Origin of the sequence: Plantactinospora sp. KLBMP9567, from assembly GCF_033446045.1 — a bacterium.
GTDB lineage: Bacteria > Actinomycetota > Actinomycetes > Mycobacteriales > Micromonosporaceae > Plantactinospora.
In genome coordinates this window covers 79,680-94,060 of the sequence record NZ_JAWQRR010000052.1, presented here as the reverse complement: position 1 = coordinate 94,060, position 14,381 = coordinate 79,680, and the positions used below count along the sequence as shown (strand labels likewise).

The following is a 14,381-nucleotide window of genomic DNA, read 5'->3' as shown; positions in this document are numbered from 1 at the left end:
GAGGGCGTGTATCAGGCGGACCGGCCGGCGGAGCCGGTTGACCGGACGGCGTCACCCGGTGATCGACTCGTCCGGGACATCCGAGAGTTGGCCGTCCAGGAGGCGGCACGGTTCCGGGGTGACCTGGCGGAGTCGCTGCGCCGGGCCGGGGTGGGCGCCGCGCTGCTGGCCGGGGCGGGCGTCGCCGTCGTGCTGGGGCTCGGATCGGCATCCGCCGCCGTGCTGTCGCTGGCGGAGTCGGATCGGACACCGCGGCGGGCGGCGCTGCTGCTGGCCGCCGGATACCTGGGCACCGGTGTGCTCCTCACCGTCGTCGGGCTCGCCCGGCTGAGCGCGGCCGGTGGCCGGACGAGCCGGCTCACCGCCGAGCTACGCAACCTCCTGACCGCGGTACGGACCGCCCGCCGGTAGTGCCTGTCTCGTGGATCTCGATGGTTCAGCCGCTACCGAGCAGTCGGCGGATTTCGGCTGCGGCGGGATGGTCCGGCGCCCGGGTGAGGAAGCGGCGCAGCATCACGCTCGCGCTGTCCGGATCGGTCACGCGCTGGGCGAGTCCCAGGATCAGCAGACCGTCCGGACTGTCGGGACGATGGGCCAGCACCTCGCCGGCCAGGCGTGCGGCCTCGCCGGGCTGTTCGAGTCGGATCAGCGTGAAGGCCAGTCGCAACCGGATCTCGTCGGCCGGTCGCTGGTCCAGCACGGTCCGATAGACCTCGGCCGCCGTCGCGTAGTGCCCCTGTGTCTCCAAGGACCGGGCCAGCGTCAACTGGTCGGCGACCGGGTCGGCGGCACCGGGGCCCGGCGGGGCGGGACGGGGCGCGGCCAGGGCGACGGCGCCGACCAGGGCGAGGACCAGGGCGACGGCGCCGAGGTTCCAGCGCCGGTTACCGGCGCTCGTGGCGACGCCCTGCCGGAACCGACCGCCGCCACGAGCGCGACCGGACGGATTCCGCCCGTCGGCGGCGGACGTACCAGCGCGTCCACGCTGACGGGCGGCCCGAGCGGCAGGTACCAGGCCCAGCGCCAAGCCCAGTACCGGCAACGCCCACAACAGCAGCCCCCAGCCCCGTACCGGCGGCGCAGCCAGCACCTCCGGCCCGTACCGGTCGACCAGATAGGACCGGATTTCGTCCGGATCGCGGCCCTGGCGGAGTTGGGTGCTGATCACCTCGCGCATCGCGGCGGCGATCGGCGAGCGCGAGTCCGCCACCGACTCACCCTGACAGGCCGGGCAGCGCAGTCCGGCGGCGAGTCGCCGGGCCGGATCACCGTCGCCCACCGGTGTCACGGAGCGCCAGACGCCGAGCAGCGCGGCGACGGCCAGAAAGGTCAGGCCGGCTGTGACGGCGAGCCGACGGAGGTTCATGATTCCAGCAACGGCGTCAGCCGCTCGTCGAGCCACCGAGCCGTGACCGGCCCGATCATCCGGTCGGCGATCCGTCCGGCGCGGTCCAGCAGGAACGTCTCCGGTACCCCGCGTACCCCCCAGTCCACCGCCGTGGTGCCGGCCGGATCGGGCAGCACGGGCAGGTTCCGGGCGCCTGTCCGGTCGAGCAGCGCGCGGACGGCCACCTCGCTGTCCCGGACGGCGAGTCCGACCATCCGCAGGTCCCGCCCGGACCACCGGCGTTCCGCGTCGACCAGCAGCGGCAGTTCGTGCTGGCACGGGCCGCACCAGGACGCGAAGACGTTGACCAGCACCACCTGTCCCCGCAGCCCGGCGAGGTCGAACGGGGCGCCGGCCAGGGTCCGTCCGGCAAGTGCCGGTGCCGTCATACCCGGACTGCCCGGCGCGGCGGCCGGGCCACCGCCACGGGTGCTGGCCAGCCCGACCGCCCCGAGCATCGTCACCAGACCGAGCACCAGTGTCAGGGGCAGCCTCCGCCGTCCGAGGCGGAAGAGCGGGAACGCCGGTCTTCGCCGGCGAAATGATGCGATCACAGCGCATTCCCCGGACCATCCGGTACCGTCGCGCCGGAGCGGCTGACCGCCGCCGGCGGCCCCGACCGGTCGCTGCGGGCACGACTTCCGGAGACGGATCGGCGGCGCCCGAGCGGGCGGGCCAGGGCGAGCAGCCCGCCGAGGACGCACAGCGATCCACCGGCCCAGATCAGGGCGACCATCGGGTTGACCGCCAGCCGGACGGTGGCCGACCGGCCGTCGGCCGAGACCGCCAGCAGGGTGGTGTAGGTGTCCTGCAGTGGTCCCGACCGAATGGCCGGGAGACTCACAGTGGTGTCGTGGTGCGGGTGGTATGTCAACTCCGGTACCAGCGTCCCGTCGGGGCGGTCTGCCGCTCCAAGCGTCAGCCGCGCCCGGACCGCCATTCCGGCGGTGGTGCGGGCCCGCTCGACCGCGGTCAGCCGTACCGTGGCACCCGGCACCCGCAGCGCCTCACCGACCGCCAGTTGCCGTTGCGCGGCGACGGTGTAGGTGGAGGAGGCGGCAACACCGACGGCGACGAGCGCGACTCCGAGATGGGCCGTCGTGCCGCCGAGCCGCACCCACGGGATGCTCCGGCGACCGTTGTCGGGTGACCGGCGGCACAGTCCGGCCACGGTGGCGGCCAGCGAGAAGCCGGCACAGCCGAAGGCGGCCAGGGCCATCGGCCCGGGACGGCTCGACAGGCCGGTCACCGCGATGGTGGCCAGTCCGACGGCGACCGGACCGATCGCGCGGCGGGCGGTCTCACCGGGTGACGTGCCGCTCGACGGCAACAGGGCGGCCAGCCCCATCAGGACCAGTACGCCGATCGCCAGCGGCACCGCCGTGCGGTGGTAATAGACCGGACCGACCGCGAGGGCGGTGCCGGAGACGGCCTCCGCCACCGCCGGCAGGACGGTGCCGACCAGCACCACGGCGGCGACGGTGGTCAGCAGGATCCGGTTGCCGACCAGGGCGGTGGCCCGGGACAGCGGCGGCGACGCAGGTGACGCGACCTGGGAGCCGGCATCGCCTCCGGGCCCACCCCGCCAGCCGACCAGGACCACCGTGCCGATCGACACCAGAAGAAGGAAACCGAGGAGCAGGGGGCCGAGCGGCGACTCGGTGAAGGCGTGCACGCTGGCTACCACCCCGGACCGGGTGAGAAAGGTGCCGACCAGGACGAGCAGGAAACTGGCGCAGGCCAGCGCGACCGACCAACCGGCCCGGGACGCACCACGACGGGTGAACACCGTGTGCAGGAAGGCGGTGGCGGTCAACCAGGGCAGGAGCGAGGCGTTCTCCACCGGGTCCCACGCCCAGTAGCCGCCCCAGCCGAGGACGGCGTACGACCACCAGGCGCCGAGTGCGATGCCGGCGGTGAGCAGCGCCCAGGCTGCCAGGGCCCACCGCCGGGCCGCACTGATCCAGTGCCGTCCCGCATCCCCGACCAGCAGCCCGGCGAGGCCGTAGCCGAACGGCACCACGAGCCCGACGTAGCCGGCGTACAGCAGTGGTGGATGCAGCCCCATCGCCGGGTGCGCGCGCAGCAGCGGGTTGGGGCCCGGCCCGTCGGCCGGCACGGGCTCGACCGGATGGAAGGGGTTGGCGGCGAAGTACGACAGGGCGAAGAAGAAGACCGCGACAAGGCTGACCACGGCCATCGCCCAGTGGTGCAGTCGCCGGTCCCCGGCCGGTACGGTGCGGGCGAGCAGGCCGGCGTAGCCGGCGAGAATCAGCAACCAGAGCAGCAGTGAACCGTCCAGCGCCGACCACAGACTGGTGACCGAGTAGTACAGCGGTACCTGCCGGCCGCCGTTGTCGGCGACGAACCGGACGCTGAAGTCGGGCCGCAGCAACGCCCACTCCAGGGCGCCGCAGGCGACGGCGGCGGCCAGCAGACCGACACCGCTGGCGGCCCGGGCCGGCCGGAGCGGCGCGTCCGGGTTCAGCGCGAGGCGCAGCCAGAGCAGGGTCGCCGCGACCGAGGCGGCGAGGCCGGTGCCGAGCGCCCAGGTGCCGAACTGACTGGTCACCGCGCCGTCCCGGACTTTGCCGGTGGTGGCGGCGGTGGGCGGTAGTCGTTGCCGTGCTTGACGAGCACCTGGTCGGCGTAGAAGACACCGTCGGATCCCAGGACGCCCTCCACCACGGCGTCCTGGCCGGCACGGAAGGTGTCCGGCGGCACACCGGTCTGCCGTACGGTGATCTCGTGGCCGTCCGCGGCGAGCCGGAACACGATCTGGTCGCCGTCCTGCCGGACGGAGCCGGGTACGACGGCGCCACCCAGCCGGGCCCGGGTGGTCCGGTCGTCCGGATCGGCGGCCAACTCGGTCGGGGTCCGGTAGTAGCTGAGCGTGCCCTGGAGACCGGCGTGGATCAGCAGTGCGGTGCCGGCGAGGACCACCAGGGCCAGGCTGAACCGGGCGCGACCCGGTCGGCTCATCGCCGGGTCCCGGCCGCTGGTGAGGCGGCACCAGGGTACGGCGCGGCGCCGGCGCGGGATGTCGGGGTTGTCCGGGGACGGATACCGCTCCACCGGACCGCCCAGGCGGTGGCGGCGGCGGTCAGGACGAGCCCGGTGCACACCACCGGCCAGCCGTTCACCGCGCCTCCAGAAGCTCCGGTGTCGCCGCCGGAGCCGGGCGGGCGACGGTGTGCTCGACGGCGTCCAGCCGGCGCAGGAAGATCCACATCGCGGTGGCGGTGAACGCGGCGACGCTCAGCAACAGCGCGGCCGCCATCAGCGGGTCGATCGGGGGACGCTCGGGAGCGAGGATCGTCGCGGGCTGGTGCAGGGACCGCCACCAGACGACGGAGAAGTGCACCAGCGGCACCAGCGCGAAGCCGGCCATTCCGACCAGCGCGGCGACCCGGGCGGCCCGGTGCGCGATCCGGGTCTCACCGCCTCCGTCGGCCGGATCGAGGGCACGCCGCAGCGCCAGGTAGCCGGCGTAGACGACGAGCAGCAGGGCGGTGCTGACCAGTCGCGGATCCCAGGCCCACCAGGCGCCCCAGACCGCCCGTCCCCAGAGCGCGCCCAGGCTGATGGTCAGCCCGGTCAGCCCGACGCCGAGTTCCGCGGCGACCCGCGCGCACCGGTCCCAGCGCAGGTCGCGGGTGGCGAGGTAGCCGAGACTGGCGGCGAGGACCGAGGCGAACGCCAGGTAGGCGGTCCAGGCGGCCGGCACGTGCAGGTACATCAGTCGTTGGGCGTCACCCTGGAGCGCGTCGGGTGGTGCGATCAGCAGGCCGGTCGTGGTGGCGGCGGCGGCCAGGCCGGCGGCCAGCCAGCCCAGGCTCCGCCGGTCGCCGGCCGCACGCCGTCCGCTGGTCAGCGGCGTACGAAGAGCGGCGGCCGGGTCGTTCTCGGATCTCGGTCTAGGAAGGCCCACGGTGTTGATGATGCAGGAGTGAGAGGAGATTACTGGATTGAATCCCCAAACAAGCTAATAATCTCCTTTGTCTGGTTAGCCTGGTTCGACGGACTGGGCGAGCGAGAGGTGGTGACGCGGTGGTGAGCGGGCACCGGGCAGGCCACCGACGGCGCTGGCTCGTCCTGCTCGCCGGCCCCGGGCTCGTGTTGCTGGCGTCCGGCTGTGCCGCCGGCGCGCCCTCCACACTGGATCCGGCCGGCGCGGGTGCCCGGCGAGTGGAGGGCTTCTGGTGGCTGCTGTTCTGGATATCGGTCGCGGTGTTCGCCGAGGTCATGGTACTGCTGGCCTGGGCACTGGTGTTTCGCCGCCGGCCGGACCGCCGGATCAACCAGTCCGATCCGATCCGATTTGTCGTCGTCGCCGGCGCCGGCCTGCCCTTTGTGGTGCTGGTGGCGGTCTACGGAGTCGGCCTGCGGGACCTGGCGGCGTTGGGAAAGCCGGACAGACCACCGGCGGCCACCATCGAGGTGACCGGACACAAGTGGTGGTGGGAGGTGCGCTACCCGGGGGTTGACGGGGCGACCGCGAACGAGATCCACATTCCCGTGGGCGAACCGGTGCTGGTCCGGCTGCGCACTGTCGATGTCCTGCACAGCTTCTGGGTGCCGCAACTGATGCCGAAGACCGACCTCATCGCCGGCAAGGTACGGGAAACCTGGCTGCACGCCCAGCGGCCGGGAGAGTACCGCGGCCAGTGCGCCGAGTACTGCGGCCTGCAGCACGCACACATGGCGTTCCTGGTGGTGGCCCACCCGCGCGCCGACTTCGACGCCTGGCTGGGCCGGCTCGCCGCGCCGGCTCCGGTACCGGACAGCGACGCCGAGCGCCGCGGCCAGCAGGCGTTCCTGCAGAGCGCCTGCGTCGCCTGCCACACCGTCCGGGGTACCGCCGCCAGCGGTGCCGTCGGGCCGGACCTTTCCACGATCGGCTCCCGGTGGAGCCTCGGCGCGGGCGCGGTGCCGAACGACGGTGGACACCTGGGCGGCTGGATCGCCAACTCCCAGACGGTCAAGCCGGGCAACGCCATGCCGCCGCAGCCGGTCGACGCGGCGGCCCTGCCCGACCTCATCGCCTACCTGCAATCACTGCGGTAGGAGCCGGATGCCATGTCGTCCAGCACCGCACAACACGACGCGACCGCCGAGGCACGCGAGTCGCTGGCCCGGCACTGGGCGGAGCCGGCGACGCTGCGCGCCTGGTTGACCACCGTCGACCACAAAAAGATCGGGCGTCGGTATCTGGTCACCGCGGCGGTGTTCTTCGCGTTCGCCGGGATCAGCGCGCTCGCCATGCGGACCCAGTTGGCTGGGCCAGAGGCGCAACTGCTGTCGCCGGGCGAGTACAACCAGCTGTTCAGCATGCACGGCACGGCGATGATCTTCCTATTCTCGACGCCGATGCTGTTCGGATTCGGCAACTTCCTGATGCCGCTGATGCTCGGCACCCGGGACATGGCCTTTCCCCGGCTGAACGCCTTCAGCTACTGGGTCTTCCTCTTCTCCGGGCTGTTCATGTGGGCCAGCGTGCCGGCCGGCGCCGCGCCGAACGGCGGCTGGTTCGCGTACGTGCCGCTGACCGACGAGCGGAACACCCCCGGCCTGCACCTGGACGTCTACACCCTCGGCCTGCTCTTCCTCGGCATCTCCACCACGGCCGGCGCGATCAACTTCATTGTCACCGCCCTGAAGCTGCGCGCTCCCGGAATGTCGCTGAACCGGGTGCCGATCTTCGTCTGGGCGATCGTCGCCACCTCCTTCATGATCATCTTTGCGTTGCCGGTGCTGAACCTGGACAACGCCCTGCTCTTTCTCGACCGCCGTTTCGACACCCGCTTCTTCGAACCGGAGCGGGGCGGGAACGTCCTGCTCTGGCAGCACCTGTTCTGGATCTTCGGCCATCCAGACGTCTACATCATCGTGATGCCCGCCCTCGGCATCGTCTCGGCGGTGCTGCCGGTCTTCTGCCGACGCGGCATCGTCGGCTACCCGCTGATCGTGTTCTCGATCGTCGCCATCGCGATCATCTCGTTCGGCGTGTGGGTGCACCACATGTTCGCCACCGGCCTGCCACAGCTGTCGTACGGCTTCTTCAGTGCCGCCAGCACCATCATCACCATCCCGTCCGGTCTACAGATCTTCGCCTGGCTGGCCACCATGCTGCTCGGTCGCATCGTGCTGGGCGTGCCGTTCCTGTTTGTCCTCGGCTTCCTGGTCACCTTCGTCATAGGCGGCTTCACCGGCGTGATGTTCGCGTTCACCGCCTTCGACCAGCAGACCACCGACAGCTACTTCGTGGTGGCGCACTTCCACTACGTCCTGTTCGGCGGGGCGGTCTTCCCCATCCTCGCCGGGATCTACTACTGGCTGCCCAAGATGACCGGCCGGATGTTCAGCGAACCGCTCGGCCGGTGGGCGTTCTGGCTGGTCTTCGTCGGCATGAACCTCACCTTCTTCCCGATGCACCTGTCCGGGCTGCTCGGCATGCCCCGACGGGTCTACACCTATCCCGGCGACCTCGGCTGGGACCCGTGGAACCTGGCCGCCACCATCGGGGCGTACCTGCTGGCGATCGGGTTGCTGCTGGTGGCGCTCGGCGTGGTGCACGCTCTGCGCCGCGGCCGGCCGGCGCCGGACGACCCGTGGGACGGCGACAGCCTGGAGTGGACCACCAGCTCGCCGCCTCCGGCGTACAACTTCCCGGTTCTGCCCCGGGTCTACAGCCTGCACCCGGCCTGGGATCCGCGGACCGCGGAGTCGACCGGCCCGGGCGCGAGCGAGGACCGGATCCTGGCCGACGGCCACCAAGCCGTGTTCACCAGTGAGTTCGACGGCCACTACGAGCGGGCGGTGGAGATGCCGGAGCCGACGTTGCGACCGCTGGTGACCGCCGTCGGTCTGCTGGTCGTGTTCGGCGGTCTGCTCTTCGCCTGGTACTGGGTCGCCGCCGCCGGCGGTCTCCTCGTCGCCGGCACGCTGGCCGCCTGGCTCTGGCCGCCCCGGCGCACGCCGGAAGAGGCGGGGGTGCCGGCATGACCACCCGGAGCAGACACCTGGCCCTCGGCCCGCACGGGCTCGCCACCGAGGAGCCGGTCGGCCGGTCGACCGCATGGTGGGGGGTGATGCTCTTCATCGCCACCGAGAGCACCCTCTTCGCCGCCCTGTTCGGCAGCTACTTCTACCTGCGGTTCCAGCACGGGGCGCCATGGCCGCCGGACGGGATCGGGGAGCCGGAACTGTTCCTGCCGCTGATCATGACCGGGGTGCTGGTGCCCAGCAGCCTGCCGTTGCTCTGGGCCGAGGCCGGCATCCGGCGCGGTCGCCGCTGGCAGTTGCGGGCCGGTCTGCTCGCCACCCTGGTCATGGGTGGCACGTTTCTCGGCCTGCAGGGTATGGAGTACTCCGAGATCCTGCGGGAGTACACCTTCACCAGCAACGCGTACGGATCGTTGTTCTACACGACCACCACCTTCCACGGCGCACACGTCACGATCGGCCTGCTCATGGTCGGCTGGCTGCTGATCGCGTCGCTGCAGGGCAGCTTCGGCGCCCGACGACACGAACGAGTCCGGATCGTCGCCTACTACTGGCACTTCGTCGACGTGGTCTGGGTAGCGATCCTCTTCACTGTCTACCTCTCGCCGAGGCTGTGATGACCGAGCGACTGTCGCCCCGCACCGCCCTGTCCGGCGGGCTGCTGCTCTGGTTCGCCGTACTCGGCGGCGTGCTCTCCTGGACCGTGCACTCGTTGGCCGCCTGGAGCATCGACGAACTCACCTGCGAGGCCGGGCACGACAACCTGGCCGGGTTTCCGCTGACCGGCGCGATCGCCCTGACCGTGCTCGTCCCGGCGGCCGGTGCCGCGGCCGCGCTCGCCCTCTCGGTCCTCGCCTGGCGGCGCACCCGGGCCGACCTGCCGTCCGGCCGCGAGCGGTCGGTGGGCCGGGCGCACCTGCTCGCCTTCGTCGGACTCTGGCTCAACATGCTGGCGCTGTCCATGATCGTACTCGGCGGCATGGCCGCCCTGGTGCTGCCGCCATGCCAGCGATGACCGGTTGGCCCGCCCCGGTCACGCCGCTGGCCCACGGCGGCGCGGCGGAGCAGGCGTGGACGAACCTGGGGCTGGTCACCATGCTCGCGCTGGTCAGCGCCGGGTACGGCCGGGGAGTGCACGAGCTGTGGAGCCGGCGTGGCCCCGGCGCGGTCGTCGCCCGGTGGCGCGTCGGGGCCTTCGTCCTCGGCGTCGGCGCGCTGCTGACCGCCTCGACCGGGCCGATCCACGAGGTGGCCGAGCGCTCCTTCGCCGGACACATGGCGCAGCACATGGTGCTGCTGGTGGTGGCCGGCCCGGCGCTGGGCGCCGCGGCGGTCGGGCTACCCCTGGCGCTGGCGGTGCCCCGGCGGCTGCGTCGGTACTGGGCCCGGTGGCGTGCCTCGACCCTCGGCACGTGGCTGCGCCGACCCGGCAGCCTGGCCGTGCTGGCCGGCGTCCTGCACGGCGCCGTGCTCTGGGGCTGGCACCTGCCCACCCCCTACCGCCTGGCGACCGAGAACGGGTTTGTCCACCTGGTGGAGCACGCCTCGTTCGTCGTGGCGGCGGCGCTGCTCTGGTCGGTGGTGCTCGGCACCGGCCGACACCGGGTTGAAGCCCCGGTCGCCGTGTTGCTACTGGTTGCCACGATGCTGGTGGCCTCCGCCCTTGGTGCGGCCCTCACCCTCGCGCCGGTTGCCGTCTATCCGGTCGGCACCCTGGCGCCCGGAGGTGGGGATCCGCTCATCGACCAGCAGCTCGCCGGCCTGCTGATGTGGATTCCGATGGACGTGGTCGTGCTGGTGGCGGCGGCGATGGTGTTCCTGCGCTGGTTCACCGGCCTGGACCGGGTCTCGCCACGCACCACCGGACTGTCACCCGGTGACCGGTTCGACGGGGCCGGGCCGAAGCCGGCCGGTCGGGGCGGAACGACCGACGGGCCGCCGGTGGGTCCGGCGGTCGGGAGGGAGACTCGATGAACCGGAACCTTCCGGGCTGGTCCCGGTCACCGTTGCTCGTGGTGCTCACTGCGGTAGCCGCCCTGGCCGCGTGCGCCCGGGTGCCGCCGCCACCGCCGCCGGAACTGCGTGAGGGACACCCCGACCGGGGGGCACGCCTCATCCAGCAGTACGGCTGCGGCGGCTGCCACGCCGTTCCCGGAGTGGATCGGGCGGACGGGCTGGTGGGGCCGCCGCTGGACCGGTTCGGCTCCCGGTCGTACATCGCCGGCGCGTTACCGAACAACGCGGAAAACCTGATGCGGTGGATCCAGGACCCACAGTCGGTGGAACCGGGTACCGCGATGCCCGATCTCGGGGTCACCGAGACCGATGCCCGGGACATCACCGCGTACCTGTTCACGCTGGAGTGAGGCGAGCACGGGTGAGTTGGCGAACGACAACAGCACCGGAACCCGCGGCGGGCGGTGCGGGCGGCCCACGTACCCGGGTGCCCGGCCCTGCTCCGGCACCCGGCCGCCGCCCGCCCGGCCGACGCCGCCTGGTGATCGCGACCGTGCTGGGCCTCGCCGCCGGGCCGGTGCCACTGCCCGGACACGCGGCACCGGCCCCCGCCCCGACACCCGGCGCCACCCAGACCTCCGCCGGCCCGGTGTCACCTGGCCCGACCAGCGCAGCGCCGGCGGACCCGGCGGGGGCCCGGGGGACCGATCTCTACCTGCGCAGCTGCGCGAGCTGCCACGGCCCCACCGGCCAGGGCAGTCAGCGCGGACCGGCCCTGGTCGGCGTCGGCCCGGCGTCGGTGGACTTCCAACTCAACACCGGCCGGATGCCGCTGGAAAAGCAGGCAGCCCAGCCGCCGCACCGCCGGCCCGCCTTCTCGGCGGCGGAGATCCGGGCCATCGTCGCGCACGTGCGCAGCTTCGGCGGTGGCGGTCCGGAGATACCGTCCGTGGCTCCCGGCGACCTGCGTGACGGCCGGGAGCTGTACCTCGCCACCTGCGCCGCCTGCCACTCCGCCACGGGCGTCGGCGCGACCCTGACCAATGGGTTCGTCGCCCCGTCGCTGGAGGGGTCCAGCCCGATCCAGGTGGCCGAGGCGGTCCGGGTCGGCCCCGGGCTGATGCCCGCATTCCCGGAGAGTGTGCTCAGCCAGGAGCAGGTCAACGCGCTAGCCAGCTACGTCCAGGAGCTGCGGGGCGACAAGCTGGACGAGGGCGGGGCGCCGTTGGGTCGGCTGGGTCCCACCACGGAGGGGCTGGTGGCCTGGGGGATCGGGCTGGTGCTGCTGGTCCTGGTCGTCCGCTGGCTCGGTATCAGGGCGGGCGAATGACGACCGAACGCGGACAACCGTGGTGAGCCGGACGGACGGACCACGTCCCGGCGAGCGGACAGCGTCCCGGGTCATCGGCGTCGCGTTTTCCACCAGCGCGCTCGGGGCGGCCGGCTTCGCCACCGTGTACGCCACCGGCGGGCAGACCCAGTTGGAGGGGCTCTGCCTGGCGGTCGCGTTCGCCGGGCTCGCCGCCGGACTCGGCGTGTGGTCCCGTCGGCTCCTGCCCACCGGCGGCTACGTCGAGGAGCACGAACCGTTCGACTCGCCCCCGGCGGAACGGCACCTCGCCGACGAGGCGCTGCTCGGGCCCGAAAGCCCGGCCCGGCGTGGCGGGCTGCTGGCCATGCTCACGCTGGCCCTCGGTGCGTTGGGCGGGGCAGCGCTGTTTCCGCTGCGTTCGTTGCTGCCGTTCGACCATGGCCGGCCGGTCCACGAGTTGCGGACCACGCCGTGGGCCGCCGGTGTCCGGCTGGTCCGCTCCGACGGCACTCCGGTACGGCCGGACGACGTGCCGGGCGGCACGATGCTGCCGGTCTTTCCGGAGGGGCACCGGAACCGGGGCGACGTGCCGGCCTTCGCCGTCCGGCTGGACCCGGCCCGGTTCACCGTGCCGCCACCAGGCGGGGACGTCGGCGGCATCGTCGTCTACTCCCTGCTCTGCACGCACGCCGGCTGCCCGGTCGCCGTCTACATCCAGGAGACCGCCCGGATGCTCTGCCCGTGCCACCAGTCGAACTTCAACCTGCTCGCCGGCGCCCGACCGATCGCCGGCCCGGCCGCCCGGCCGCTGCCCGGCCTGCCGATCACCGTGGACGCCGCCGGTTTCCTCACCGCCACCGGCGACTTCACCGCCCCACCCGGGCCCGGATTCTGGAGCCTGAAGTGATCACCCGCTGGTTGCTCCGGCGGCTGGCCCGCACCGTCGACGACCGGCTGCGCACCGCGCCGGTGCTGCGCAAGGCGCTCGCCAAGGTCTTCCCCGACCACTGGTCGTTCATGCTCGGGGAGATAGCCCTCTACTCGTTCGTCGTCCTCGTACTGACCGGAGTCTTCCTGACCCTGTTCTTCGAACCGAGCACCGCGGAGACGGTCTACACCGGCTCGTACGAGCCTCTGGACGGGTCCCGCACCTCCTCCGCGTACGCCTCGACGGTGCGGCTCAGCTTCGACATCCGGGCCGGCCTGCTGATGCGGCAGACTCACCACTGGGCCGCGCTGCTCTTCGTCGGCGCGATCGTCCTTCACCTGCTGCGGATCTTCTTCACCGGGGCCTTCCGCAAGCCCCGCGAACTCAACTGGGCCATCGGGGTCACCATGTTGGCCCTCGCCCTGTTCAACGGCTTCACCGGATACTCCATTCCGGACGACCTGCTCTCCGGCACAGGCCTGCGGATCCTCTACTCGGTGACTCAGTCGATCCCGCTGGTGGGCGAGTGGCTGGTCTTCCTCGCCTTCGGCGGAGAGTTCCCGACCGAGCAGATGGTGCCGCGGATGTTCGTCGCCCACGTGCTGCTCGTCCCCGCCGTGCTGGCCGCGCTGATCGCCGCACACCTCGGCATCGTGATCCGGCAGAAGCACAGCCAGTTCCCCGGTCCCGGACGGACCGAGAACAACGTGGTGGGTTCGCGCTTCTGGCCCAGCTACACCCTCCGTACCCTCGCGTTGTTCGCCTGGGTCCTCGCGGTGACCTTTGCCCTCGGCGGCCTGGCCCAGATCAACCCCGTCTGGATCTACGGACCGTTCGAGCCGGCCCAGGTAACCTCACCCGCCCAACCCGACTGGTACATCGCGTGGGGCGACGGGGTGCTGCGACTCTTTCCAGCCGTCGAGTTCCGGGTCTTCGGGCATCTCGTCCCGTCGCCGTTCCTTCCCGGGGTGCTGTTCGGCGGCCTCACCTTCCTCGGCCTCTACCTCTGGCCGTTCCTCGAACGTCGGCACGGTGGCGACCGGCTGTCGCACCAACTGCTCGACCCGCCCCGCGCCCACCCGGCCCGGCTCGGCGTCGGCGTCGGCGTACTGGCCCTCTTCACCGTGCTGCTCGCCGCGGCCGCCGACGACATCATTGCCAAGATCCTGAAGGTTCCCGTGCTGGATGTGCTCTCGATCCTGCGGGTGCTCGCGCTGGCGCTGCCAGTGCCCGTCGGTGTGGTGGCGTATCTGGTCGCCCGGGCGCTGCCGGCCGGCGGTGATCGAGAGCGCGGCGAGCTGAGCCGAGCGGGCGTGCCGCAGGTGCGGCGGTCGGGCGGTGTGGGAAGTCGGACGGACAAGGCGGCAACCTGCGAGAAGCTGAGGTCGTCGCCGGAAACAGTGAAGTCTGCTGGACACGTTGGTCTGGACGACGAGACACGACGGGCCGAGCCGGTCGGCGGGGGCGCCCGGATCGAACTGTGGCAGGAACAGTCCGGCACCTGGCGGTGGCGATTCCGGGACGGGAAGTTGTCGCTTGTCGGCAACCAGGCCCACCTGTCCCGGCCGGAGGCGGAGCAGGCGGCGGAAACGGCCTACGGAAATCTGCCGGTGCTGCAGGTGGAAGCGCCCGGTCGACTGGTCGCCGCAGCGATCGGGGCAGCGGAACGGGCAGGACGCGCGGTAGGCCGTACCAGCGGATTTCTAGCCCTGGCAGTCTTCACCTACTGGCGAAACCGCCGCTCCCGACGTGGCTGACCTCGAGTGACCGCCTCCGCGTCGATCTCCAGGACG

15 protein-coding genes are annotated in these 14,381 nt (G+C 72.1%); 10 read left to right on the top strand and 5 right to left on the bottom strand.

Annotated features, from left to right (window positions below; translation table 11 throughout):
* Nucleotides 1-6: 6 nt before the first annotated feature.
* Complete coding sequence (locus R6Y94_RS38510; RefSeq protein ID WP_318401640.1) at nt 7-411, top strand: phage holin family protein; 405 nt, start codon at nt 7-9, stop codon at nt 409-411.
* Nucleotides 412-436: 25 nt separating this feature from the next.
* On the opposite strand, the gene R6Y94_RS38505 is transcribed toward R6Y94_RS38510, so the two are convergent.
* The 5 genes from R6Y94_RS38505 to ccsA all read right to left on the bottom strand — a co-directional run bounded on the left by R6Y94_RS38505 (nt 437) and on the right by ccsA (nt 5,318).
* Nucleotides 437-1,366: a cytochrome c-type biogenesis protein CcmH gene (locus tag R6Y94_RS38505; protein WP_318401638.1), complete on the bottom strand. Its 930-nt coding sequence runs from the start codon at nt 1,364-1,366 to the stop codon at nt 437-439.
* Nucleotides 1,363-1,941, bottom strand: coding sequence for a TlpA disulfide reductase family protein (locus R6Y94_RS38500; protein WP_318401637.1), 579 nt, complete (start codon nt 1,939-1,941; stop codon nt 1,363-1,365). The genes R6Y94_RS38505 and R6Y94_RS38500 overlap by 4 nt, the downstream gene beginning before the upstream one ends.
* Complete coding sequence (locus tag R6Y94_RS38495) at nt 1,938-3,959, bottom strand: heme lyase CcmF/NrfE family subunit (RefSeq protein WP_318401635.1); 2,022 nt, start codon at nt 3,957-3,959, stop codon at nt 1,938-1,940. Before R6Y94_RS38495 ends, R6Y94_RS38500 begins: the two co-directional genes overlap by 4 nt.
* A complete protein-coding gene (locus R6Y94_RS38490; RefSeq protein WP_318401633.1) occupies nt 3,956-4,462 on the bottom strand; it encodes a cytochrome c maturation protein CcmE in 507 nt (168 codons plus the stop codon). The genes R6Y94_RS38495 and R6Y94_RS38490 overlap by 4 nt, the downstream gene beginning before the upstream one ends.
* A 64-nt stretch (nt 4,463-4,526) precedes the next feature.
* Entirely contained in the window at nt 4,527-5,318 is a 792-nt protein-coding gene (gene ccsA / locus R6Y94_RS38485) for a cytochrome c biogenesis protein CcsA (protein WP_318401632.1), read from the bottom strand.
* 119 nt (nt 5,319-5,437) lie between these two features.
* On the opposite strand from ccsA, the gene R6Y94_RS38480 reads away from it, so the two are divergent.
* From R6Y94_RS38480 to R6Y94_RS38440, 9 genes are all read left to right on the top strand, one after another.
* Nucleotides 5,438-6,454, top strand: a complete 1,017-nt coding sequence (locus R6Y94_RS38480) for a c-type cytochrome (protein WP_318401631.1) — start codon at nt 5,438-5,440, stop codon at nt 6,452-6,454.
* 12 nt (nt 6,455-6,466) lie between these two features.
* The gene (gene ctaD, locus R6Y94_RS38475; protein WP_318401630.1) at nt 6,467-8,392 is read left to right on the top strand and encodes a cytochrome c oxidase subunit I; all 1,926 of its coding nucleotides are present in this window, start codon (nt 6,467-6,469) and stop codon (nt 8,390-8,392) included.
* The gene (locus R6Y94_RS38470) at nt 8,389-9,009 is read left to right on the top strand and encodes a heme-copper oxidase subunit III (protein ID WP_318401628.1); all 621 of its coding nucleotides are present in this window, start codon (nt 8,389-8,391) and stop codon (nt 9,007-9,009) included. Before ctaD ends, R6Y94_RS38470 begins: the two co-directional genes overlap by 4 nt.
* Nucleotides 9,009-9,407: a hypothetical protein gene (locus tag R6Y94_RS38465; RefSeq protein WP_318401626.1), complete on the top strand. Its 399-nt coding sequence runs from the start codon at nt 9,009-9,011 to the stop codon at nt 9,405-9,407. The genes R6Y94_RS38470 and R6Y94_RS38465 overlap by 1 nt, the downstream gene beginning before the upstream one ends.
* On the top strand, nt 9,404-10,366 hold the full coding sequence (locus R6Y94_RS38460; protein WP_318401624.1) for a cytochrome c oxidase assembly protein: 963 nt from the start codon (nt 9,404-9,406) through the stop codon (nt 10,364-10,366). Before R6Y94_RS38465 ends, R6Y94_RS38460 begins: the two co-directional genes overlap by 4 nt.
* Nucleotides 10,363-10,758: a c-type cytochrome gene (locus R6Y94_RS38455; protein ID WP_318401622.1), complete on the top strand. Its 396-nt coding sequence runs from the start codon at nt 10,363-10,365 to the stop codon at nt 10,756-10,758. Before R6Y94_RS38460 ends, R6Y94_RS38455 begins: the two co-directional genes overlap by 4 nt.
* A 131-nt stretch (nt 10,759-10,889) precedes the next feature.
* Entirely contained in the window at nt 10,890-11,678 is a 789-nt protein-coding gene (locus R6Y94_RS38450) for a c-type cytochrome (RefSeq protein ID WP_318401620.1), read from the top strand.
* Nucleotides 11,679-11,700: 22 nt separating this feature from the next.
* Entirely contained in the window at nt 11,701-12,567 is an 867-nt protein-coding gene (locus R6Y94_RS38445) for a Rieske (2Fe-2S) protein (RefSeq protein ID WP_318401619.1), read from the top strand.
* The gene (locus tag R6Y94_RS38440) at nt 12,564-14,345 is read left to right on the top strand and encodes a ubiquinol-cytochrome c reductase cytochrome b subunit (protein ID WP_318401617.1); all 1,782 of its coding nucleotides are present in this window, start codon (nt 12,564-12,566) and stop codon (nt 14,343-14,345) included. Before R6Y94_RS38445 ends, R6Y94_RS38440 begins: the two co-directional genes overlap by 4 nt.
* The last annotated feature ends 36 nt before the right edge of the window (nt 14,346-14,381 follow it).